General features: G+C 35.9%; 38 protein-coding genes. 7 read left to right on the plus strand and 31 right to left on the minus strand.

The window, feature by feature from the left end:
• Nucleotides 1-138: 138 nt before the first annotated feature.
• The 10 genes from OZP08_RS14180 to OZP08_RS14225 form a co-directional block, all read right to left on the minus strand.
• Nucleotides 139-294 carry a hypothetical protein gene (locus tag OZP08_RS14180; RefSeq protein WP_281322156.1) on the minus strand — a complete coding sequence of 52 codons (156 nt, stop codon included), beginning with the start codon at nt 292-294 and terminating at the stop codon, nt 139-141.
• A 47-nt stretch (nt 295-341) separates the two neighbouring features.
• Entirely contained in the window at nt 342-662 is a 321-nt protein-coding gene (locus OZP08_RS14185; protein ID WP_281322157.1) for a hypothetical protein, read from the minus strand.
• 23 nt (nt 663-685) lie between these two features.
• Nucleotides 686-1120: a hypothetical protein gene (locus OZP08_RS14190; RefSeq protein WP_268846742.1), complete on the minus strand. Its 435-nt coding sequence runs from the start codon at nt 1118-1120 to the stop codon at nt 686-688.
• A 3-nt stretch (nt 1121-1123) separates the two neighbouring features.
• Nucleotides 1124-2299: a DUF2586 family protein gene (locus OZP08_RS14195; RefSeq protein ID WP_268846743.1), complete on the minus strand. Its 1176-nt coding sequence runs from the start codon at nt 2297-2299 to the stop codon at nt 1124-1126.
• The gene (locus OZP08_RS14200) at nt 2299-2928 is read right to left on the minus strand and encodes a hypothetical protein (RefSeq protein ID WP_268846744.1); all 630 of its coding nucleotides are present in this window, start codon (nt 2926-2928) and stop codon (nt 2299-2301) included. The genes OZP08_RS14195 and OZP08_RS14200 overlap by 1 nt, the downstream gene beginning before the upstream one ends.
• Nucleotides 2929-2934: 6 nt before the next feature.
• Nucleotides 2935-3426 (minus strand): hypothetical protein, encoded by a 492-nt coding sequence (locus OZP08_RS14205; RefSeq protein ID WP_281322158.1) that lies wholly within the window; start codon nt 3424-3426, stop codon nt 2935-2937.
• A gap of 11 nt (nt 3427-3437) precedes the next feature.
• Complete coding sequence (locus OZP08_RS14210; protein WP_268846746.1) at nt 3438-3893, minus strand: CHAP domain-containing protein; 456 nt, start codon at nt 3891-3893, stop codon at nt 3438-3440.
• Nucleotides 3890-4195: a hypothetical protein gene (locus tag OZP08_RS14215; protein WP_268846747.1), complete on the minus strand. Its 306-nt coding sequence runs from the start codon at nt 4193-4195 to the stop codon at nt 3890-3892. Before OZP08_RS14215 ends, OZP08_RS14210 begins: the two co-directional genes overlap by 4 nt.
• A 71-nt stretch (nt 4196-4266) precedes the next feature.
• Entirely contained in the window at nt 4267-5184 is a 918-nt protein-coding gene (locus OZP08_RS14220) for a hypothetical protein (RefSeq protein WP_268846748.1), read from the minus strand.
• A gap of 3 nt (nt 5185-5187) precedes the next feature.
• On the minus strand, nt 5188-6156 hold the full coding sequence (locus OZP08_RS14225) for an HK97 family phage prohead protease (protein ID WP_268846749.1): 969 nt from the start codon (nt 6154-6156) through the stop codon (nt 5188-5190).
• Nucleotides 6157-6323: 167 nt separating this feature from the next.
• Here OZP08_RS14225 and OZP08_RS14230 point away from each other — a divergent pair, with 167 nt between their 5' ends.
• The 7 genes from OZP08_RS14230 to OZP08_RS14260 are packed head-to-tail and all read left to right on the plus strand — an operon-like array spanning nt 6324 to nt 11888.
• Nucleotides 6324-6752 carry a helix-turn-helix domain-containing protein gene (locus OZP08_RS14230; protein ID WP_281322159.1) on the plus strand — a complete coding sequence of 143 codons (429 nt, stop codon included), beginning with the start codon at nt 6324-6326 and terminating at the stop codon, nt 6750-6752.
• Nucleotides 6752-8341: a hypothetical protein gene (locus tag OZP08_RS14235; protein ID WP_281322160.1), complete on the plus strand. Its 1590-nt coding sequence runs from the start codon at nt 6752-6754 to the stop codon at nt 8339-8341. The genes OZP08_RS14230 and OZP08_RS14235 overlap by 1 nt, the downstream gene beginning before the upstream one ends.
• Nucleotide 8342: 1 nt before the next feature.
• Nucleotides 8343-8795 (plus strand): phage protein Gp36 family protein, encoded by a 453-nt coding sequence (locus OZP08_RS14240; RefSeq protein WP_268846754.1) that lies wholly within the window; start codon nt 8343-8345, stop codon nt 8793-8795.
• Nucleotides 8796-8797: 2 nt separating this feature from the next.
• Nucleotides 8798-10012 carry a phage portal protein family protein gene (locus tag OZP08_RS14245; protein WP_268846755.1) on the plus strand — a complete coding sequence of 405 codons (1215 nt, stop codon included), beginning with the start codon at nt 8798-8800 and terminating at the stop codon, nt 10010-10012.
• 23 nt (nt 10013-10035) lie between these two features.
• Nucleotides 10036-10881: a phage head morphogenesis protein gene (locus tag OZP08_RS14250; protein ID WP_281322161.1), complete on the plus strand. Its 846-nt coding sequence runs from the start codon at nt 10036-10038 to the stop codon at nt 10879-10881.
• Nucleotides 10882-11439, plus strand: coding sequence for a phage virion morphogenesis protein (locus tag OZP08_RS14255; protein WP_281322162.1), 558 nt, complete (start codon nt 10882-10884; stop codon nt 11437-11439). It abuts the gene before it with no gap.
• Nucleotides 11436-11888 carry a hypothetical protein gene (locus OZP08_RS14260; RefSeq protein ID WP_268846758.1) on the plus strand — a complete coding sequence of 151 codons (453 nt, stop codon included), beginning with the start codon at nt 11436-11438 and terminating at the stop codon, nt 11886-11888. The genes OZP08_RS14255 and OZP08_RS14260 overlap by 4 nt, the downstream gene beginning before the upstream one ends.
• Here OZP08_RS14260 and OZP08_RS14265 read toward each other — a convergent pair.
• The 21 genes from OZP08_RS14265 to OZP08_RS14365 all read right to left on the minus strand — a co-directional run bounded on the left by OZP08_RS14265 (nt 11885) and on the right by OZP08_RS14365 (nt 19355).
• Entirely contained in the window at nt 11885-12130 is a 246-nt protein-coding gene (locus OZP08_RS14265; RefSeq protein ID WP_268846759.1) for a hypothetical protein, read from the minus strand. The two genes, OZP08_RS14260 and OZP08_RS14265, sit on opposite strands and share 4 nt — an antisense overlap.
• An 80-nt stretch (nt 12131-12210) precedes the next feature.
• Nucleotides 12211-12678, minus strand: coding sequence for a hypothetical protein (locus tag OZP08_RS14270; protein ID WP_281322163.1), 468 nt, complete (start codon nt 12676-12678; stop codon nt 12211-12213).
• Between the two features lie 77 nt (nt 12679-12755).
• Nucleotides 12756-13031: a hypothetical protein gene (locus OZP08_RS14275; RefSeq protein ID WP_281322164.1), complete on the minus strand. Its 276-nt coding sequence runs from the start codon at nt 13029-13031 to the stop codon at nt 12756-12758.
• Nucleotides 13018-13218, minus strand: a complete 201-nt coding sequence (locus OZP08_RS14280) for a hypothetical protein (protein ID WP_268846762.1) — start codon at nt 13216-13218, stop codon at nt 13018-13020. Before OZP08_RS14280 ends, OZP08_RS14275 begins: the two co-directional genes overlap by 14 nt.
• 84 nt (nt 13219-13302) lie before the next feature.
• On the minus strand, nt 13303-13521 hold the full coding sequence (locus OZP08_RS14285) for a hypothetical protein (RefSeq protein ID WP_281322165.1): 219 nt from the start codon (nt 13519-13521) through the stop codon (nt 13303-13305).
• Complete coding sequence (locus OZP08_RS14290) at nt 13514-13675, minus strand: hypothetical protein (protein WP_281322166.1); 162 nt, start codon at nt 13673-13675, stop codon at nt 13514-13516. The genes OZP08_RS14285 and OZP08_RS14290 overlap by 8 nt, the downstream gene beginning before the upstream one ends.
• Nucleotides 13656-13871 carry a hypothetical protein gene (locus OZP08_RS14295; RefSeq protein ID WP_268846765.1) on the minus strand — a complete coding sequence of 72 codons (216 nt, stop codon included), beginning with the start codon at nt 13869-13871 and terminating at the stop codon, nt 13656-13658. Before OZP08_RS14295 ends, OZP08_RS14290 begins: the two co-directional genes overlap by 20 nt.
• Before the next feature lie 49 nt (nt 13872-13920).
• A complete protein-coding gene (locus OZP08_RS14300) occupies nt 13921-14451 on the minus strand; it encodes a hypothetical protein (protein ID WP_281322167.1) in 531 nt (176 codons plus the stop codon).
• Complete coding sequence (locus tag OZP08_RS14305; RefSeq protein ID WP_281322168.1) at nt 14448-14801, minus strand: hypothetical protein; 354 nt, start codon at nt 14799-14801, stop codon at nt 14448-14450. Before OZP08_RS14305 ends, OZP08_RS14300 begins: the two co-directional genes overlap by 4 nt.
• 2 nt (nt 14802-14803) lie before the next feature.
• A complete protein-coding gene (locus OZP08_RS14310) occupies nt 14804-15178 on the minus strand; it encodes a hypothetical protein (protein ID WP_281322169.1) in 375 nt (124 codons plus the stop codon).
• Between the two features lie 6 nt (nt 15179-15184).
• Nucleotides 15185-15628 (minus strand): LvrA C-terminal domain-related protein, encoded by a 444-nt coding sequence (locus OZP08_RS14315; protein ID WP_268846769.1) that lies wholly within the window; start codon nt 15626-15628, stop codon nt 15185-15187.
• Nucleotides 15628-15963, minus strand: coding sequence for a hypothetical protein (locus OZP08_RS14320; RefSeq protein WP_268846770.1), 336 nt, complete (start codon nt 15961-15963; stop codon nt 15628-15630). The genes OZP08_RS14315 and OZP08_RS14320 overlap by 1 nt, the downstream gene beginning before the upstream one ends.
• Before the next feature lie 169 nt (nt 15964-16132).
• The gene (locus tag OZP08_RS14325; RefSeq protein WP_268846771.1) at nt 16133-16429 is read right to left on the minus strand and encodes a hypothetical protein; all 297 of its coding nucleotides are present in this window, start codon (nt 16427-16429) and stop codon (nt 16133-16135) included.
• Nucleotides 16386-16622 carry a hypothetical protein gene (locus OZP08_RS14330; protein WP_281322170.1) on the minus strand — a complete coding sequence of 79 codons (237 nt, stop codon included), beginning with the start codon at nt 16620-16622 and terminating at the stop codon, nt 16386-16388. The genes OZP08_RS14325 and OZP08_RS14330 overlap by 44 nt, the downstream gene beginning before the upstream one ends.
• Before the next feature lie 3 nt (nt 16623-16625).
• A complete protein-coding gene (locus OZP08_RS14335; RefSeq protein WP_268846773.1) occupies nt 16626-16814 on the minus strand; it encodes a hypothetical protein in 189 nt (62 codons plus the stop codon).
• A gap of 18 nt (nt 16815-16832) precedes the next feature.
• Nucleotides 16833-17009, minus strand: coding sequence for a hypothetical protein (locus tag OZP08_RS14340; RefSeq protein ID WP_268846774.1), 177 nt, complete (start codon nt 17007-17009; stop codon nt 16833-16835).
• Between the two features lie 281 nt (nt 17010-17290).
• On the minus strand, nt 17291-17932 hold the full coding sequence (locus OZP08_RS14345) for a DUF3164 family protein (protein ID WP_281322171.1): 642 nt from the start codon (nt 17930-17932) through the stop codon (nt 17291-17293).
• A gap of 43 nt (nt 17933-17975) precedes the next feature.
• The gene (locus tag OZP08_RS14350) at nt 17976-18191 is read right to left on the minus strand and encodes a hypothetical protein (protein ID WP_281322172.1); all 216 of its coding nucleotides are present in this window, start codon (nt 18189-18191) and stop codon (nt 17976-17978) included.
• 12 nt (nt 18192-18203) lie between these two features.
• Nucleotides 18204-18377 (minus strand): hypothetical protein, encoded by a 174-nt coding sequence (locus OZP08_RS14355; protein WP_268846777.1) that lies wholly within the window; start codon nt 18375-18377, stop codon nt 18204-18206.
• 5 nt (nt 18378-18382) lie between these two features.
• The gene (locus OZP08_RS14360; protein ID WP_281322173.1) at nt 18383-18718 is read right to left on the minus strand and encodes a hypothetical protein; all 336 of its coding nucleotides are present in this window, start codon (nt 18716-18718) and stop codon (nt 18383-18385) included.
• Nucleotides 18705-19355, minus strand: a complete 651-nt coding sequence (locus OZP08_RS14365) for a P-loop NTPase family protein (protein WP_281322174.1) — start codon at nt 19353-19355, stop codon at nt 18705-18707. The genes OZP08_RS14360 and OZP08_RS14365 overlap by 14 nt, the downstream gene beginning before the upstream one ends.
• Between the last annotated feature and the right edge of the window lies 1 nt (nt 19356).

Raw genomic sequence — 19356 nt, forward strand, 5'->3', positions numbered from 1 at the left:
AATTATCCCGTATGGGATGGGCATTTTCTTTAAGCTTTATCGTTTCAATCATTTTACCTGTGTTACTACCTTTCACGGTGGTTTTTTGGTTTGCAGTGGCTGTATTCACGTTTGCAAACAAGTGTTACAGCAGTTCTACTAACCACCGAACATTACCTTAAATAATTCCGCTTGGTTTTTTAACCGCCATTCTTCCAACCATTGTGCCTGAGCACGTAGTTTTGACCATTCGCTTAATTGTAGAGTTTCAGGATTTACAGAAAAGTTTGCCCTGATAAGTGCATCACCTTTCATTTTTTCCGCATCAGGATTTTCTTCGGAAGGCTCTCCGGTAAGAGAGCCTATAAGTTTTTTACGGTAACACTAAATGAGTTCATGTGTTGTGCCAAACTTTCCACCGCTTTAAGCTTCAGGAAGTCACGTTTGTTGATGTCGTCATCAGCAACAATTACACAGTTATCATATAAGGACACAGTTCCTTTAATAGCGTTCTTTTCTCCAATTGAGCCAGTTGCTTCCAATGTTTTGAAATCCGGTTCTTTGAAAATTGCATTATATTCCTGGTCACCTTGTTTAACCGTTCCAACGATTAAGAAACCGTGTTTTTTCTTTAAATCAACGATTTCATTATCCGTTAATCCACAAATTTTTGTATCTGACATTTTGAAAGTCTTTTAAATTAGTTTTAAATTGATGTGTCTTTGATTTCGGAAATGATAAGCTCTAACTCGATGTCTTTACTCATATCACCTTCTTTCCAATCAAAAGGAGTTTTCTTGAATTCGCAGTTTTTCAAAACGTGCGTTACAATCGGGCCTTCTTCAGGTTGGTAGCTTATTACAACACTAAAGGGAGCAATTCTATGAAGTTGCTTTTTAGGCGCACCCGCTTTTAAGTTCATTACGGTACTTCCAAGCAACGTAACTGAAGCGGTCGATTTAACACGCCCGTAACCTCTGCTTACAGGATGACGACCAGCTCCGTAAATATTTTCCTTTTCTTGTTCTTCTTCGTATTTGATTGCTCGAACACCAATAACCGGAACGCCAGCAATTGTAAATCGAATATCAGCCCAGCCGTATTCAATGCCATTGATTAATGGTTCTATATCTTGTGCCATTTATTACTTTTTAAGGGTTAAACCAATTTTTACAATGAGTTCACGTAGAGTACCCACAGGGATAAGCTTTACAATTACTTCTAGTTTAGAGTCGCGTAAAACTTGCTGATTTGGGTCAATTTGAAGCGTGAATCCACTTAATTCACCATCGCGAAACATTCGGTCTAATGGTTCTGAAGCAAGTGCCTCCAATGCACTTACAGTTTCAAGATTTAAGAACCCTGTATCTGCATCAACATAAGCTGGACCCGAAAGTTTAGGAAGTAATTTTTTATTGATTTGGCGGATTGCTTTATCAATGGTTCTGTTATTCTCGATATACAGGTAATCACTTTCTAAATCAGCAGCCGTTGAGCTTGCATTGAAGAAGCTTCCAGTTGTTCCAATGTGTTTAATCCCGAAGATGTAACCTTTGTCCTGAATGCTTTTTAATTGCGCTGCGGTGTAATCACTAATTAAAGTACCATCACACAATCCTAAAACATCTAATTCACGAGCCAATACGTTGCCACCTGTTAAGGCTTTTGGATAGGTTGTTGAAACTAAATCAAACTTTTCAACCCATTCAATACTTTCGTGTACTTTAGACAAAGCCACAGCTCCTAAAGCAGCTCCTATATTTGACAATGATGGCTGTGTAGTTTTTAAATACATACCACGTCCGCCAGCATCTTGACCCAAAACAAATGATACCCTTTCATTGTCGAAAGAATGTAGATCAGGCAAAGCAACCATGTCAGCAGTAACAACTTTCATCGAAAGCAATACACTTAACGGAGTATTCAAATCACCTAATTCAGTTGCAATGGTATTAAGACGTGTCATTGCGGCTTCTAATCCACTAACAGACGTTTTGTAATCACAAATAGCAATTTGTTTAATATTACCTTCAGCAAAGTTTTGAAGTACTTTTATTTCTGAGTAATTTCCGTCTGAAGCAGCAACACTTTGAATGTATAATTTTGCTCCTGATGCAATTCTGAAAAATTCGGAAACATGATAATGTAACACCGGGTGACTGGTTGCTGTAATGCCGTTTGTTTCCAATTCATCTTCAGAAAGCAAAAGTTTTTTTGCGAATACAGCATCCCCATAAACGATAAGCCCTGAAATATGGTCATCACCTGCAAGTTTGCGGGATAAACCTCCATTCTGTCTGATAAACTTAATACCGCCCATTATTTAATATCTTTTTTATTTTTTGGTTGTTTTTCTTCAGCCGGTACTTCCATAGCTGGCTTGTCAAAAAGTGTAGGTTCTTCCGTTACTTCAGTTGTAGGAGCTTCGGCAGTTGCAGGAGTTTCTTCCTTCACTTCAGTTGCAGGAGTTTTATCTGCTTCAGTAGTTTCTTCCTTCACTTCAGATGCAGGAGTTTTATCCGCTTCAGTAGTTTCTTCCTTCACTTCAGTTGCAGGAGTTTTATCTGCTTCAGTAGTTTCTTCCTTCACTTCAGTTGCAGGAGTTTTATCCGCTTCAGTAGTTTCTTCCTTCACTTCAGTTGCAGGAGTTTTATCCGCTTCAGTAGTTTCTTCCTTCACTTCAGTTGCAGGAGTTTTATCTGCTTCAGTAGTTTCTTCCTTCACTTCAGTTGCAGGAGTTTTATCTGCTTCAGTAGTTTCTTCTTTCACTTCAGTTACAGGATCTTCGTAAACCAAAGGGCGAAGATGTTTAGTTACTTTATCGTTTTCCAACGTTCGTGCGTGGTTCTTTGCATCGCCTTCCAAATAGAATGGATTACCGTCTGAAGTTTCAAATACTTCGTCTAATTTGCTGTTTGAATCAAAGATTCTTTTGATTGCCTCTCTCATAGTTTTTTAAATATTTTTTTTAAATTGTAAGAACCACCCAACCAACAAAAAGAAAAGCAAAAACAGGAATACTCTACCTGACCAGATTTGAACTTTCTGCCAAAATGTCAAGGACTTTACAACCTCTACGGGGATATGTTTTACAATTTCGATTACGGTTTCTTTTTGTTGTGATTTCCATTGTGCAAATAGTTCCTGTGCCCTGGCTTCACAATCAACTGAAAGTTTATTGTTATCAATTTTAACTTTCGGTTTCTTCAGGTGTGTTTTGCCTTCAGTATTTGTGTAAACTTCCTTAATAACTACTTTGCCGTTTTTACAATCGAGTAATGCTCTGTAAGTAGCAGTATCAGGTACGGTTACGAAAGTTGTGTCGTGGACAACTTCTTTAATGGTCGTTGTATGTTTTTCGACAGATTCTTGTGGTGTTTGCTTACTTCCGCCGCATGATAACATTAGGAGCGAAAACAGTAAGATTAAAGTTGTTTTAAATCGCATTTGAATTAGTATTAAATTTGTAAAAATCCTTTACATGCACTGATGTTTCTTGTACGCCTGCAAACTGCATAACCTTCACGGCTGCCGTCTATGTTTGTATTTCCTTCGATAGTTTGAATTTTACCATTAGGAAGAACCTTTTCGACAAAGCCAGTATGTCCTAAGCCTTTGCCGTAATCCATTATGAACACAAACCCCGGTTCGGGTTTATTTCTTCTTAGTTCGGGTTTGCTATTCCATTGGTCAAGCACACCCCCAGTTTTCTTTAAGGGGTTTGGAAAACTTTGCTTTTTTGAAGCTTCTAAAACACACCAAAAAACGAATGCCATGCACCAGGAATACCCTTTCGTAAGTCCAACACTTTTTAGGTAGATTTCTACTTCGGGGCCGCCATTACTGCCCTTTGGAATCTCTGTTACTCCGATTTGCCTTGTGGCCACTTCTAAAGAGGATTGCGCTAGTGTCATGACTTTCCGTTTAGCTGTTTATATTTTTTTAGTTCGTCTGTTAGTTTTTCGATTTCGTCGATGAGTTGTTCGATTTTTTCGTCACGCTGCTTAATTCTAATATCTCGCTCTTCAATAGCTTTAATAGCGTCGTTCAATCGTTTACTTGCATCATCGAGTAAGTTTTGATAAAAGGCTGCCGATTTTACTTCGTTGTCAATATCTATTGACTTGACTTCTACATTCTCTTTTTTCCGACCGAAAAACCAACCTATTAAGCCTGTGAAAAAGGCGGGGATAATTGTAATTAAGACTTGCTCCATTGCTTATTTTTTTTAAAAAAAAAGCCGTGCCTATTATCACGGCTTTTTATATATCTGATCTGATTTTGTTCTTAAAGGATTGCTCCGATGTTTTTAGCTCTGAAAGGAGTTACTAAGAAATAGTGACGGTAAGCCAAATCGTTTGTTTGTCCTGATGGATTGTTTTCAGCTTTAACAAAGTACTGTTTTGTTAACCCAGTCTTTTTTGCAATACCTTCTTTCCAGAATACTATTGATGCGATTTTGTCATCAGCTGTCGGAATGGCGTTATAAGGTTTTTTTGCCCCAGCAGCACTGTAACGTGGCATAATTGAATATTGAAAAATTTCAAAACCACAGATAACCGGTGCTGGTTTCCCTTTTACATAATCAATTAACTGGTTTCCGAAATTTTTACGGTCTAACAAAAGGTCATTCCAGTGATTGTTACATAAAATTAAACGTCTGTCTTCTTCCGGCATTCCCGCTTTATCACACAAGTCTTTGAATACAACTAAATCTTCATAAGTTAATCTTTTACGACCAGTAGCGTCAGTTAACCCTTCAGTTCCTCCAGTAGCAACCATAACAGGAGTACTAACTGTGTGAGTTTGTGGGGCTACGGAGTGAACTCCTTTTGAGTACTTCGTTGAAGTGATTTTCTTAGTTCCTTTTCTTGTAACAACATCAATTTTGTCATAAGAAGCCCCCATAATTTGGTCATCCGAAACTGACAATACTTTAGTTTGGTATTTATCCAATTTAAATTGCAAAGTACCGTCGTCGTAAACCTGTACAGGGATTGGATAAGTGTTATTATTGATTAAGATGTCTACATCAAAATCAGTAGTGGCACAGTGAATAATATTCGTTTCTGTGGCTGTACCTTCGCCCATTTCTGTAATGTCGGCATCCAATTCAGGAATATCGGCAAAGAAAGGAGCAACATCGGAGTTATCAAGGTTTTCGATAACCCTGTCTAACCATACTTCAGGAAAGTTTGCTGGCATGTTTTACTTAGTTTTAGTGAATAATTTTTTGTACTCTTCAGGTTTTTCAGCTTTGAACTGTAATTGCTCAGCAGTGCTAAGTTTTAAGAAGGCTTCTTTTGAAGTTACTTCAGTTGCACCACCCGTCGGGTTTTGGATTTGAGTGGATAAGTTTACTTTAGCTGGGATTCCTTCAATTGTTGATTTTGCCAAATCGAAATTGGCTTTTGCCAAATTCACAAAATCGTCTTTTTTAGTTGCAGGGATACGACCTTCCTTAATTGCCAACTCTACCATTGCAGTAATTTTGGTTTCTTGTTCAGCTTCAGCGGCTGATTCAAGCGTAAGGTTTTTAGCTTTTAATTGAGCATTCTCATTGCCTAATTTTAAAACTGCCGTTTCCACAGCTTCCACATCTACTTCAGGTGTAGATTTGTCAAATGATAATGCTGCCAACGCAGCTAATGACAAAGTGATTTTCTTCATAGTTTCTGTTTTGATTTCTAATTCTGGGTTTTCTGAATTTTTGTTTTTAAGTGAAAGGCATAGCGACTGAATTTCAATGTCTGAAAATGGCTCGTTGTCTTTTTTGTACAGTTGTACACTTGCTTTGTTAGAAGGAACCGCTACGATTGATACTTCGGTAAGCTCACATTTCATCAATATGAATTTTCCACCTACATAGACTAAATCTTCAGGGTCGAAAATGATACCCATTGAACAGCCTTTAATGTGGTTTCGTTCAACTTTGCCGGCAATGAGTTTGGCGTATTCGTCTTCCGTGTCAAATACCGGATAGCCTAATAATCTACTATCCTGGATAAACCAGTTTTCCCAATGTCCAAGTACACTTTCATTGTAGTTCCAATGATTGGATAACATGACCGGGTTTTTCTCGAATCGCACCAAAGAAATACCTTCAGTAAGGATGAAAAATCCGTAGTGGTTTTCTACACTTTCGTCATTGAAAATAAAAGGTTTTGGTTTTGGCATATTGTCTGTTTTGATGCTGCAAATTTTAGGCGGATTTTGAAGTAAAAAAAACAATACGCAAACGGCTTAATACTTATAAATAAAGGCTTTTCGCTTCTGTAAAGTCGCTTTACACTTTGCCAAATTCTTTGATTTTATGTGTGAATTTTGTCTATAAAATTGTATAAATGGCACGAGCAAAAGACGCAATCAGATTAAAGGCGCAAGCTTACTACATCGAAAATTTTGAAACGACAAATGCAGAAGTAGCAGAACTTTTTGGAGTTCGCCCGGCTACGGTTAGCGATTGGTCAAAAAAGCATGAATGGGACGAACAAAGACTAAACTTCCATGCTTCACCCACAAAGATTAAACAACTACTTCAGCAAGAACTTTTACACGTGGCCAGTGGTGGAACTCCAAAGCTACCAGCGGACGGAATTTCCAAACTTATGGCTGCCCTGGATAAATGCGAAAAAAAAGCCGACCCGATAGTAGTTCACAAAATCCTAAAAGATTTGGATTTGTTCATTTCTCAAATCGATGCCGAGTTTGCAGGTAAATGCACAGGATTTCATAAACAATTTTTACAACACAGGATAAGTCTTGAAAGTTAATGAGTAACGAAAACAGAAAATATTTAAAGCTCTTACAGGACTACGATAAGCATTGCCTTCGTATTGCCCAGGCTACTTCCATAAACATACATGAAACGGCAAAAGAGAAAGCAGACAGAATTAAGTATCTAGAAGCCGATTATACACGTTGGTTCGAATACTACTTTCCTAATTATGCCAAAAAGAAATCCGCTTGGTTTCACCGTAAGCTTGCGGAAATTATCATTAAAAACAAGCGATTAAGGTTATTGGCTGAAATGTTCCGATCGGCGGGAAAATCGGTTCATATTGATATGGGTATTCCATTGTTTTTATACCTGGTATTGGGTGAACTTAAATTCATGCTTTTAATTGGTGAAACTGAACCGAAGGCAAACAAACTGTTATCCGGTATTCAGGCACAATTACAGTTTAACAACCGTCTTAAAAACGATTATGGGGAAAAGTTTAGCCAAGGCAATTGGACTGATGGTGACTTCACCACATCGGACGGGGTTCGATTCATGTCTATTGGTTTCGGACAAAATCCACGTGGAGCGCGTGAACAAGCTGACCGCCCGGATTACATCGTAGTTGATGACGTGGACAGCAAAAAGCACGTAAATAATGACCGTATGATGCGTGAATCCGTGGACTTCATTACGGAAGATATTTGGGGTTGTTTCGATAGTGATGAAGATTCTACCGAACGTTTTGTTTATGCAAATAACAACTTCAACAAAAACAGTATTACAAACCGTCTGAAGCTTTATTTCAAAGAAATTATAAACGCTCCAAAAGATGAAGACGACGAAGACGACGAAGATTTTGAAGGCGATACGACCTTTGAGGTTCTGACAGTTTGCGCGGTGAAAAACCTAAAAGATTTTACACCTGAATGGCCTGAAAAAACATCGGCTTTATATTGGAAAAAGAAGTTTAAAAAAATGCCGTATCGTTCCTTCATGCGTGAGTATATGCACGTACACATCGAAGACGGTGCAATTTTCAAATATGAAAATATCCAACGTAAAAAAGCACTCCCTTTAAAAGAGTATGATGCTTTATGTTTTTATGGTGACTTATCATATAAAGCAAATGCCGATTACAAAGCTTTGATATTAGTAGGTAAAAAAGGAAAAGAATATCACATATTACTGGCATACCTACAACAAAAGAGCCGTGCGCATGCTGCTAAATGGCTATATGATGTTTATGAGCGATTTGGTCTTGAAGATGTAAATATTAGGTATTTGATTGAAGGGCTTTTTGCAATGGATGAATTTGTTTCGGACTTCGATGCTGAAGGCGAAAAAAGAGGTTATACAATTCCAGTTGTAGCAGACAAAAGAACTAAAGATAACAAATTCGATAGGATTGAAGGAATGACCGGGAACTTTGAACGTGATGAAGTCTTTTTCAATTCCGATGAAATTCCCGAAAGTGACCTTCAAACATTAATCGACCAGTTTTTAGCATTTGAAAAAGGAAGTCAGGCGCATGACGATGGTCCCGATGCAACTCAAGGAGCATTTTCCTATTTATCAAGAAGAACCCGTAAGGCTACCAGTAATTATGCCTTTGGAGCACGTGTAAGTAACAGATATTAATATGTATTTAGTAAAAGAAGAATTAGGAAGCGTAATGTATGGTTATCAGATTGACCAAATTACAGAAGGTAACAATTTAATCGTAACACAAGCTATTTCAGCGGCCATAGGTGAAGTAAAAAGTTATTTAACCGGGAATAATAAAAAAGAATGGATTGACGGCCGTTACCGCTACGATGTAGCTGCTATTTTTTCGGCTGAAGGCGATACCAGGAACGCAACTATTTTAGAAATAACCAAAACAGTTGCAAAATGGTGGATTTGTCAGCTCTGTAATGCAGATATGATTTATGAGCAATGTAAAGAACGTTATGACCGGGCAATAGACTGGCTTACAAAGTTAGCAAAAGGAACTGTCAATTTAGACGAATTGCCACAAATAGATATGGAAGTTACACAACCAGACAAACAGCCTTTTAGTTACGGTTCCCGCGCTAAATTCAATCACGAATAGTTATGAGTAGAAATAGAAAAAAACAAACTGCCAATTTGGCAAAACAAAATAGTAATCCTGTCAGTAATGCAAATGCGCCCCGTTATTCAGGGTCAATTGCGCCAAAGTCGATTTCACGTACCCGTCAGGATATTGGGAGCTGGAACAAGGCACTTACATTGGCAAGGAAAGCAGATAAACCAAAAAGATGGCAATTGTACAACCTGTACGATGAAATTATTTTGGATGCGCTTTTGAAGTCCCAAATTGAAAACCGTATGCTTAAATCATTGTCCCAGTCATTTACTTTAACAGATGAATCTGGGAACATTGACCAGGAGCTAACAGCACTTTTGCAAAATCAAATTTGGGTGAACGAGCTGAATAAGCAAATTTTAAATACTCGTTACTACGGACATTCACTTGTTGAGTTCAACTACAACGAGAAAGGCGAAATACAAGTTACGCTTATACCACGACAAAACGTTGACCCTGTAGGCGGGTTTTTATACTTTGATTATACGGATGAAAAAGGCGTTAATTACCGTGAAATCCCTGAATACGGCACGTGGTTAATGGAGTTTGGCGATAAGAACGAATTGGGGCTTTTAAACAATGCTGTCCCGCACGTATTATTCAAAAGGTTCGCCCAATCGTGTTGGAGTGAATTATGCGAAATATACGGTATTCCGCCCCGATATATGAAAACTAACACCAACGACCCCGGTATGCTTAAACGTGCAGAACGTATGATGCGTGACATGGGTTCGGCGGCTTGGTTTATTATTGACGAAAGCGAACAATTTGAATTTGCTCAAACAACTGCAACAAATGGCGATGTATTTAACAATCTAATCAGATTATGTAACAATGAAAATTCATTGCTTATATCCGGTGCAATTATCGGACAAGATACAAAGAACGGTTCTCGCTCTAAAGATGAAAGTTCGCAAGATATGTTACAAACGTTGGTAGATAGTGATTTATCTTTAATAGAACAAGTTTGGAATACCGTTATCATTCCTGGACTTTTAAACATCGGGGTTATCAGCAAGCTACGAACTTACAGTTACCCTAAATCTGAAAACTTAGACCAACTTTGGACAAGAACCAAAGAAGCTGCAACATTTTTAGAAGTTAATCCAGAGTGGGTAAAAAGCACTTTCGGAATTGATGTCTTGGGAGCAAAAAAAGAAGCTAATACAGCCCAAAAATTGCATTTAGATTTTTTCGACTAAGCCCCAAAGATTATTTTGGGGCATTGCATCAAAAGTTATCATTGCAATATGAGCCGTGCGGGTGCAATCAGTGTAAAACACTCACTTTATCCATTCAAAAGGACAATGATTTTAAAAGGGTTTTAAAAGTCGCTGAAAGAGCCTTTAAAAAGCTTCACAGTCGCGGAACCTATAAACCTGAAGATTTATCTGAAGTACAAGAATATAAACTTTTAGCAAAAGCAACCGCCAAAGTTTTAAGGAAGGGAATACCGCACGAAGTCCCGCAGGAAATGAAAGACTATTTAGAAAAAGATATTTTCATTTTTAGCGGTCTAAAAACACACGCACAATTAGCTGAAGCCCGAAGCTTATTAAAAGATGCTGAAGGGAATATTCGCAGTTATGAAGACTTTGAACAAAAGGTCCTGAAGCTGAATGAAAGCTACAACCGTAATTATTTGGAAGCTGAACACAACTTTGCTATACAATCTGGGCAAAGCGCTGCGGACTGGTTAAATTTCAGCGATGATACTTCCCGCTATTATTTACAGTACAGAACCGCAGGTGATGACAAGGTAAGGGATTCTCATAAAGCATTGCATAACATTACGCTTCCAAAAGATGATCCGTTTTGGGATTACTATTATACACCAAATGGCTGGCGTTGTAGATGTCGAATAATTGAAGTTTTAGCTACTGACAATGACAAAAGCAATAGCAAAGAAGCAATGGAAAAAGGAGAAAAAGCCACCGCATTAGTTGATAAAAAAGGGAATAGCTCAAACCTATTCAAGTTTAATCCAGGAAAGGACAAAAAGCTAATGCCACCGAATAACACTTATACAAAAGTAGCAGGGTCAAAAAAAGCAATTAAAGCCTTTGAATAGATGAACATAAACGATATTATAAATAAGTTCCTTCAGGATGTAAAAGTAGATTTACATCAGAACTTCGACCGGAACTTCGAGCGCAAAGCGTTCTTTAATCAAAAGTGGCCAACAAATCAATTACCGAATCGAAGAGGTTCATTAATGATGCGTTCCGGTACATTACGCCGTTCGATAAATTCCAAAGTTCAGGGAATGAATGTCGTTTTCACAAGTAGCGTTCCTTATGCTGATATTCACAATGACGGTGGCGAAATTATAGTAACGGAAAAGATGAAAAAATTCTTCTGGGCGATGTATTATAAAAATGCCGGTGCAGTAACTTTTAACGTAAGAAAAAAGGCAATGGCCAATACAGAAAGAAACCGAAGGTTATCAGGTGAAGCGGAAAAATGGAAGGCGCTCGCATTACAGCCGACAGGAAAAATAATGAAAGTTGAAAAAAGGCAGTTCATCGGTGACCACCCAATAACAAGAGGAATTATAAAACGAAATTTTTACAGAAACGCTGAAGAGTTTAATAAGCTAATTATTAACATGGCAAGACCAAGAATATGAAAACTATTATACAAAACATTCAAAATAATTTAGCCACTATTAAGGGCTTAAACTATGTAGATGAAAATTGGGGGCAATTAGACTATTATAGTGCAAATATGCCCGTTAAATGGCCATGCTGTTTGATTGACGTAAATAATGCAGGATTTTCAAATATGGGAGTTGACCAAGCGAAACAACCAGTTAACCGTCAGAACGCAGAAGCATCAGTTAAAATTACGGTTGCAAATATGAAGCTCACAAATACAAGCTTTCAAGCTCCACAAGGGCAAAAGGACGCAGCTTGGTCAATTTGGGATTTGATTGAAGATGTACACGTAAAGCTTCACGGCTTTTGCCCGGAACGCAATTGCGGTAAAATGATACGCAAAACCCTTCAGCGAACTTTACGTGATGACGGTGTACAGGAATATGAAATTATATATCATTTTGAAGCCCGAAATGTTTAATCAAATAATAACATTTGGCTTTGTTGAGCTTGTTCCACTTTTTCAAGTTCCTTTTTTACAGGAGTTCCCAAAATGGTGTAAAGTGTAGTTTTGCTGATTCCGAACTTTGGGTAAATGTGGTTTTTCCAAATTCGTGTAAGTGGAATATCCTGTGTATTGTGGCTTTGATACTCTTCCAGTACTAACTGATAACGAAAAAGCTTATTTCGTTGAGCCCCTAATTTTCTGTTAACTGCTGACATATAAGACAAAAATATAAAAAAATATGACACAATGACATATTTGTAAATAAAAAAATCCGTTTTTTAGACGGATTTTTTTATTAATATGTTTTTTCAATTGTCCAATTGTCAGGCTCTAACTCTGAAATTTTATATCTTAAATCTTTATTAACCCGGTATTCCTGAAGCTTGAAATTATTAAACACAATATCCTGTGAAGATGTAGGGTAAAACGTTGAAACATAAAAACCAGCTAAATCTGAATATTTGCCAAAAGCGTTTTTAAAGTAGTAAGCGCCTTCAGCTTCATTAGCTGCGAACATGATAGTTAAATCGTTATTTTTTCCATCGGCCGTATATTGGAATACGATCAGCTTTTCGGTAGGGCTTTTTTCATTCTCAATATTTAGAAAGTTAAGCTTTGTATTTGCTGACTTTGAGATTTTATCAGATAAGGCTCGCATTTCATCAATAGTATAACTTTTTTCCAGTTTATTGATTGTGGTCAAATCCTGAGCTTTAATAGCAAAGGACAAAAAGAATGATAACAGTAATAATATTTTTCTCATGATACTTGTGTTTTACTTATTACAAATATAGAAAATGCTTATAAATAAAAAAATACGCTCAAAGGCGTATTTATAAATTATCTTTCTATAATTATCGGCTTAGGAGGTAAGTGCATACACAAATCTTTTAACTTTTCTATAAGTTCATCTTGATTTTTTACAAGTTGTTCAATAATGTTGTATGGATTTTCACCCCTTATCAAAGATTCAATTATTGTAATTGTCATTGCGTGACCTCGTTCACCTTTCTTATGAAACTCTTTAGTAAAATTATCAATAATTTCAATTCTCTTTTTTTCGTATTCTTCTTTTGTAAACTCAGACATAATATTAATTTCCCTATTTAAATTCATCAATTTGTCTTTTTAATTTCGCACATAATTCGTATTGCTCATTTTCTTTAGCAATTAATAATTCACTTTCTAAATCAGATACTTTTATTAGTTCGCTATATTGGACTTGTGTAATTTCTTTTATTTCTACACCGCCAAGAAATACCGTAATATCTTTCCAGCCGTATTTATTTTCTTTACTTCCCATAGTTCAAATATAAGCAAAAAAAAAAGCGAACGGTGTACAAATCCGTTCGCTTTCGTCCAACTAAAAAAATAAAAAAATGAAAAACTATAATTCTTCTATAAGTTTGTCAATTCCTTCGATAGCAGCTTCCAAATTTGAAAAACATTCTACTTCTTCCCATTCTTCCCATTTAGATATTATACCCTTTTTCTTTTCGATGCTACCTTCAATAAGATTTGGTTTAATCTCTTCTTTAGCGGCATTAAGCTTTGTTCTTGTTTCGTATAAGAAAGACTTTAAAAGTGCAGTTTTCATCTTAGTCATAATAACATATTAAAGCCTTGTGTTTTTCATCGTGGCGGTCAAAAAAAGTGGCATGATGCACAACTGATCCAATCTTAGTGATTCGTTCAAATTCTTTCGCGAACTCTTTATTCAATTGTTCCTGATCTATGTTTTCAATTGTTCGTGTTTTCATTGTTGATTAATTCTGTTATTACTTTTAGTTTGTATGGTCCAGGACAAAATAGACAATTGTAATCTTCCAATCCCATGCTTTTGGCAATTTCGTATTCGTCTATTACTTCAGCCATTTTATGTGGTTGGCTATATATCATTTGAGTAATTTTTTCCAGTTCCTGAAACGCCTGACTTTTTAATATATTTTCTTCCATAACGCTAATTTAAAATTTGATATTTTGACCTTATTACGGTTTCCCACAATCAGTATTTTAAGTTTGTCCAATGGATCAATTTACCTTTATAGAACTTTTGCTTTGATGCTGTTATTTTTGGGTAGAAGTATTTAAAAAAGTCTTCCCAGGAATCAAAGCCATCGTTTAACGCAAATTCCAATCTTTCATTATAACTAAACAATTGCCTGTCGTCGATTGATATTTCAATTAAGTCAGAATGTGCATAAGTCATAAAGACTTCTTGTGTGCTAACCACTGGCAGAACCGGCGCAAACTGAAACATGTCCGACTTTTGATTGTTGATGAAAAAATGAATAAGCTTTCCAGACTTCCATCTGTCTTTTTCATCGTCCCGCAATGTGTGAATTTTGGGGTTTGTAATCCTTTTGTATTCATCAGGAATCCAATCCCAATACCCCAAAAATTTTATTTTATGAAGCCTTAAATATTGCTGATATTCTGTGTCGCTTTCATAAACATCTCGCAAAAGTCCTTCCCAAATCTTTTCAATAAAGTAGGTGGGTTTGTCACCAATTTTTGTACTAAATGGCAGTATCATTTTTTTTGTTTTAAGAGCTTATGGATTATTTCACCAACTGTCATATCATCGTCCAAATCAAAACTTGTAGTTTCAAAGTTTATACTTCTATAATTAAATGGGTTATGACCACTTGTTAAATTATACTTTGCAACAATTTTTATAGCTTCAGCATCGTCAGTTACTAATTTGATTTCCTTTTTTTCGATAGCTCTGTATATTTCACTATGCTTTCCTAAAACTTCACCAAAATAGACTTCTATTTTACTGCTAATTAGTTTATCTACTTCTTGTTTAGCAGCAATAAAGATGCCCTCTAAATCTCCACTTCTGCCGTAATTGGCACTAAATTTGTAAATTGCTTTTTTCATAATTATAAAACTAAATTAAGTTGCTTTTCTTCTTTTAATGGTTTAAAATCAATTATTGGATTAATCAGTACAAATTTTTGAAAACCTAATTTCAATAATCGTGCATGATAACCCCTTTCACGTTTTCCAGCTAAGACTAAACTATAATGCTGATTATTGTATTTGGGTTCTACATCATCGATATATTTTTCTAAGGGAATTACTTCATGACATGAAACTGAAATAATTCCCTTTGCTCCACTAGAACATGAACCAACTGGCACATAGCACTTATTTTGATATTTAAATGTTTCGGGAACCTGATTGCTATTTAGCTTGTCAAAATCAACTTTTTTGGACAGCTTCTCTAATAGTTGCTTCGTTATATGATACTCCATATTTTTTTAATTATCCCACCATCTTTGATTAATGAATACTTCAGCATAAGGAATCGCAGTACCTTCTTTTGTCTTCAGCTTTTTAAATTCGGGTATCTTCATGAGGAGTTTAATTTTTTCAGCATCTTTTAGCTTTTCCCAACGCTCCTTAGCAATTTTCTTTTTGCTTAGTGGATTGAAAGGATATGTTTTCCAAAATGATGTATCAAAATCAAGATTAGGTTCCGCTTTGATAATCTCAAAATTTTCTTTTAGCTTTTCTTTCCAGGCATCAATCATTAATTGCTTACCAGGAAAATGACCCGAACAAAAAAGCCATTGATATTGCTTTGGTGAAAGTTCGCCATCCAATATTTCAAAGCTTTTAAAAATGCCTTTTAAATCATATTTAAAACGCCATATAAAGCCGTCGGATTTACTTTTTACCGTGTAAATTATTAATTGTTCCATTATGCTAATTTTTGGTTTAAACAATCTATCACAATGTTTACCTTCAATCTTACATAGTGATTTTCGGTATAGGTAAAAAGTTCTCTTAGAATTATTTCTAATGCCCAAGCTTCATGAAACTTCAGACTGAACTTATGTTTTTTATTTACATCAAACAACGTGGACTTTTTAACCAACTCTTTTGCTTTGCTATCAAACTTATCAGCTAAATCGAAGCCGATAGAACGATAAACATTTGTTTTTTTATCATTTGATTTTCCCATGTCGTAAATGTGCTGTAATAGCTCGTTTACGGCTAAAATGGAATCATTGTTTAACTTTATTTCTACTTTCATCTACAATTCGTTTTAAGTTTTGATAATTCAGATTTGCAATTTGAGCAAATAAGAACCGTCGTTTCACAGGTTAAAGTTGATTCAACTACTTTTATTAAAATGCCGTAGCGGTGGTGCTGACATTCCTTTTTCATCTGTGAAAACAAACCTTCGTTTTTATTAACTTCCATTACTTACTGTGATATTTTTCAATCATGCTTTCTAAGGCGAAAATTATTTTGCTAGTTTCAGTAGGTGTCATGTCCTTCAACGGCTTTTTAACTGGAGATAAGTCACTTTTAAGCCAATTACTTAACCTTTGCAAATCTGCTATTTCGCCCCATTTATCACTATCAATACTCCAACCGTATTGAATACACAACGAAAGTATATATTTATGAGCTTTGCTTTTCGGCTTGAAAACTGCCCAATTATCTTTGTAATCAGGTTTTGTCTGTATCTGTTTTTGTTTCGCTGTCTGTGTCATTTTTTACCAATTTATCAACGTTTTCAATTTTTTCATTTAAACCATCTTCATAGCCTTTTAGGTAGATTTTATGAAGATATTCGCCTGTCAATTGAGCGTGTTTTAAAGTGTCCGTAGGTAATAAGCCAGGGGGGTTATGATGGAAGTAGTCAAATAGTTTGAAGCCTTCCTTTAATTTGTCAAACTTTGCCATTCTTTAAGGAATTAATTTAATTGTGTGAGCATTTATCCTGATGATTTTTGCTCCTGAAGCAAGCTTTTGAGCTTCGAGCTGTTTGGCTTTTTCGAGAACTGAATTTGCTTTGCTTTTTTCATGCTTCAGTTCATCGTGAATTGATAAATGTTTTGTCATAATTCCGTTTGGTTTTAATTTTGTTGTTGTCATATTTAATTAAGTTAGGTTTTACAAAAGCCCGTAAAATTCATTGTTCCCGCATTTAGGGCATACCATTTCTTTATATCCTTTTTCAATTTCTTTAAGTTCTTTTTCGTTATCAGTTCCAGCCCATTTGCAATTTTTCTTTGAGCATTCATAAGCTTTCGGGTTTTCACCCCGTTTTGTATATTTCCTTTTTGCCATTTTTTTTGTTTTATTTGTTCCCTGGGCGGGATTCGAACCCGCATTCCAGTCCTTATATTTCTGATGCTATTACCAATTATACGCCCAGGGCAACCAACTAATTTTTAGTATAGAATGCTATTCCAAGAACTAATAGCAGGATTATACATAAGCCAATAGGAATTAAAAGAGGGGATAATACCCACCACCAACTCCAATCAATGTATTTTGTTAGTTTCAAGACTATGAAAACAATTGTTAGTAATCCTAAAAATCCGATTTCGCCTGATTTTGCGTTTTCTTTACTCATGATATTTAATGTTTGAAAATTGTAAATTGATTAAGTTCCATTGTCCGTTTTCGTCGCGTTTCTCGAAAGTGATATAATCCTTTGAATGCGAATAGTGATAACTTTCTTTTAGTAGCTCAATGCCACGTTTCCAATTATTGTCATCGAACCGGTTTTCCATAGCATATAATTTTTGTACCAGTTGAATGTCCAGTTCATCCTTTTTACGTTCCAAAAGCGACATTATTAAATCTCGTGTGTCTGGGTCATCTGAAAATTTTGAATTTACGAAGTCAATAATATGCTTTTCGGCTTGGTGTGAACGTTCATCGAAAGTTGCTTTTCCCTGACGTTTGTAATTAACTCGCATATTTTCATGCTCAATCCTGAAGTTACCTTTTCCGTCAGCATGTCGGGAACTGTATTCCTGAAGCAGTGAATAAATGGTTTGCATATTGTTAAAGGAATCCTTTTTAAATCCCGCTAGCATTAAATTAATTCGATCGGCTTTTGATACTAATTGGATAACGGTTTCGGCTTTTAAACTTTCATAAGCTATCCTTTGGCCTTCTTTTTCAATTCTTTCAGACTCGCGGGCTACTTTTAATTCCGCTTCTAATTCTGAAACCGTTTTCTTTGGTTTTTGTTCACTCATATTTATTTAAATTTTTTGGGTCTATTACTTCAATGTTATTTACTTACTGCTGTTTTTCAGGTTCATTTTTAGCGAGTTGTGTGGTTACTTTAGCTTCATATTTTTCTGCAATGTCAATAGATGCTTTAAATAGTTTTTTTACTTCAGGATTCGAGTGAAAAAAGCTCGATAGCGAAGCACATACCCTAAGTGCATTTCCGTTAATTTCTGCGAAACCTTTTTCGCTTGTGATTTCTAAAAAGATTCTTGTTTCTGCCATTTTTATAAGTGTTTAAATTTTGATTTTTTCTATTCCAGTTTCGTCCATTTCGACCAGCTTGTTCACGTAATAATTTCGGTTCTGAATCTTTTCGTTAAGCTGCGGATGTTTTATGTTTTCGTGGGTTATTATCCACTCGTTTAGCTCTTGTACTTTTGTTTCGAGCCAATCTTTTGTAGCTATCATATATTTTAGTTTGATGTTATACATGCTTTTTTTGCTTTGGCTAATAGTGGTTTTGGAAACCTACCAAAAATTAAGGCGGTGCATTTTGCATAAAAGTTCCTGTAATCGTCAGACGTAATGCTGTCATAACCTTTGTACATATCGACACGTTTTAGGAACTCTTTTTCAACCTTTACGTATTCCTGTCTGAAGTAGCTGTTTAGAGCTTTGTTTGCTAATACGCTTTGAAGTTCCTTTTCATAATCGGTTACAAAGTTCATACACCACTCAAAGTATGTGTCCCAGATCATATCTTCATACATTTCGGGGGTAAAGTCTAAAAGTTTATTAATTAGTGACATTTTCAATATTATTTTTTAAAATTTCTGTTCCGTGATATAAAACAGCTTTTTCTTCATTAATCGGGATGATTCCGCCGGGACATCGACCGCCAACAATTCCTGCATTTCCTACTACTCGTATGTAGATGTCCGAAAGCTTTTTAATAAATCTACCGATTGCCCCTTCAGGTTCTTTTCGCTCTTCATGTGATAAGAAAATGATAAGCTTATCCTTATGCTTTGCCCTGAAGGCTAAAAATTTCGCCTTTGTAAGCTCGTCTGCATAAGCTGAAATATTGTCTATAAAAACAGTCTTAGGGCATTTACGTGTACTTAGTTTTTTGTCCAATGCTTCAAAATCTAAGTATGGGATAGGCTTTAGTTTTTTGTTTGTATGTTGTATTCCGGCTCTACGACAAGCAGAAACAAAAGATTTCCGAACGCCCTCTTCAGCACTTACATATAATACGTCTTTGAACTTGCTTAAATAGTCGGCCAGTTGAAGTGATAAGGTTGTTTTTCCTTGCTTTTCATTACCATACACAATCCATAAGCCTGTTGTTTCCGGTGCACCTAATGTTTCTAACCAAATACCGTCAAATTTGAATTCGTCAAAAACTTGGTCATAAACATTTTTCATATTTAATACTCGTGCCATA

Origin of the sequence: Flavobacterium aestivum, assembly GCF_026870175.2 — a bacterium.
In the GTDB taxonomy this organism is placed as follows: Bacteria; Bacteroidota; Bacteroidia; order Flavobacteriales; family Flavobacteriaceae; genus Flavobacterium; species Flavobacterium aestivum.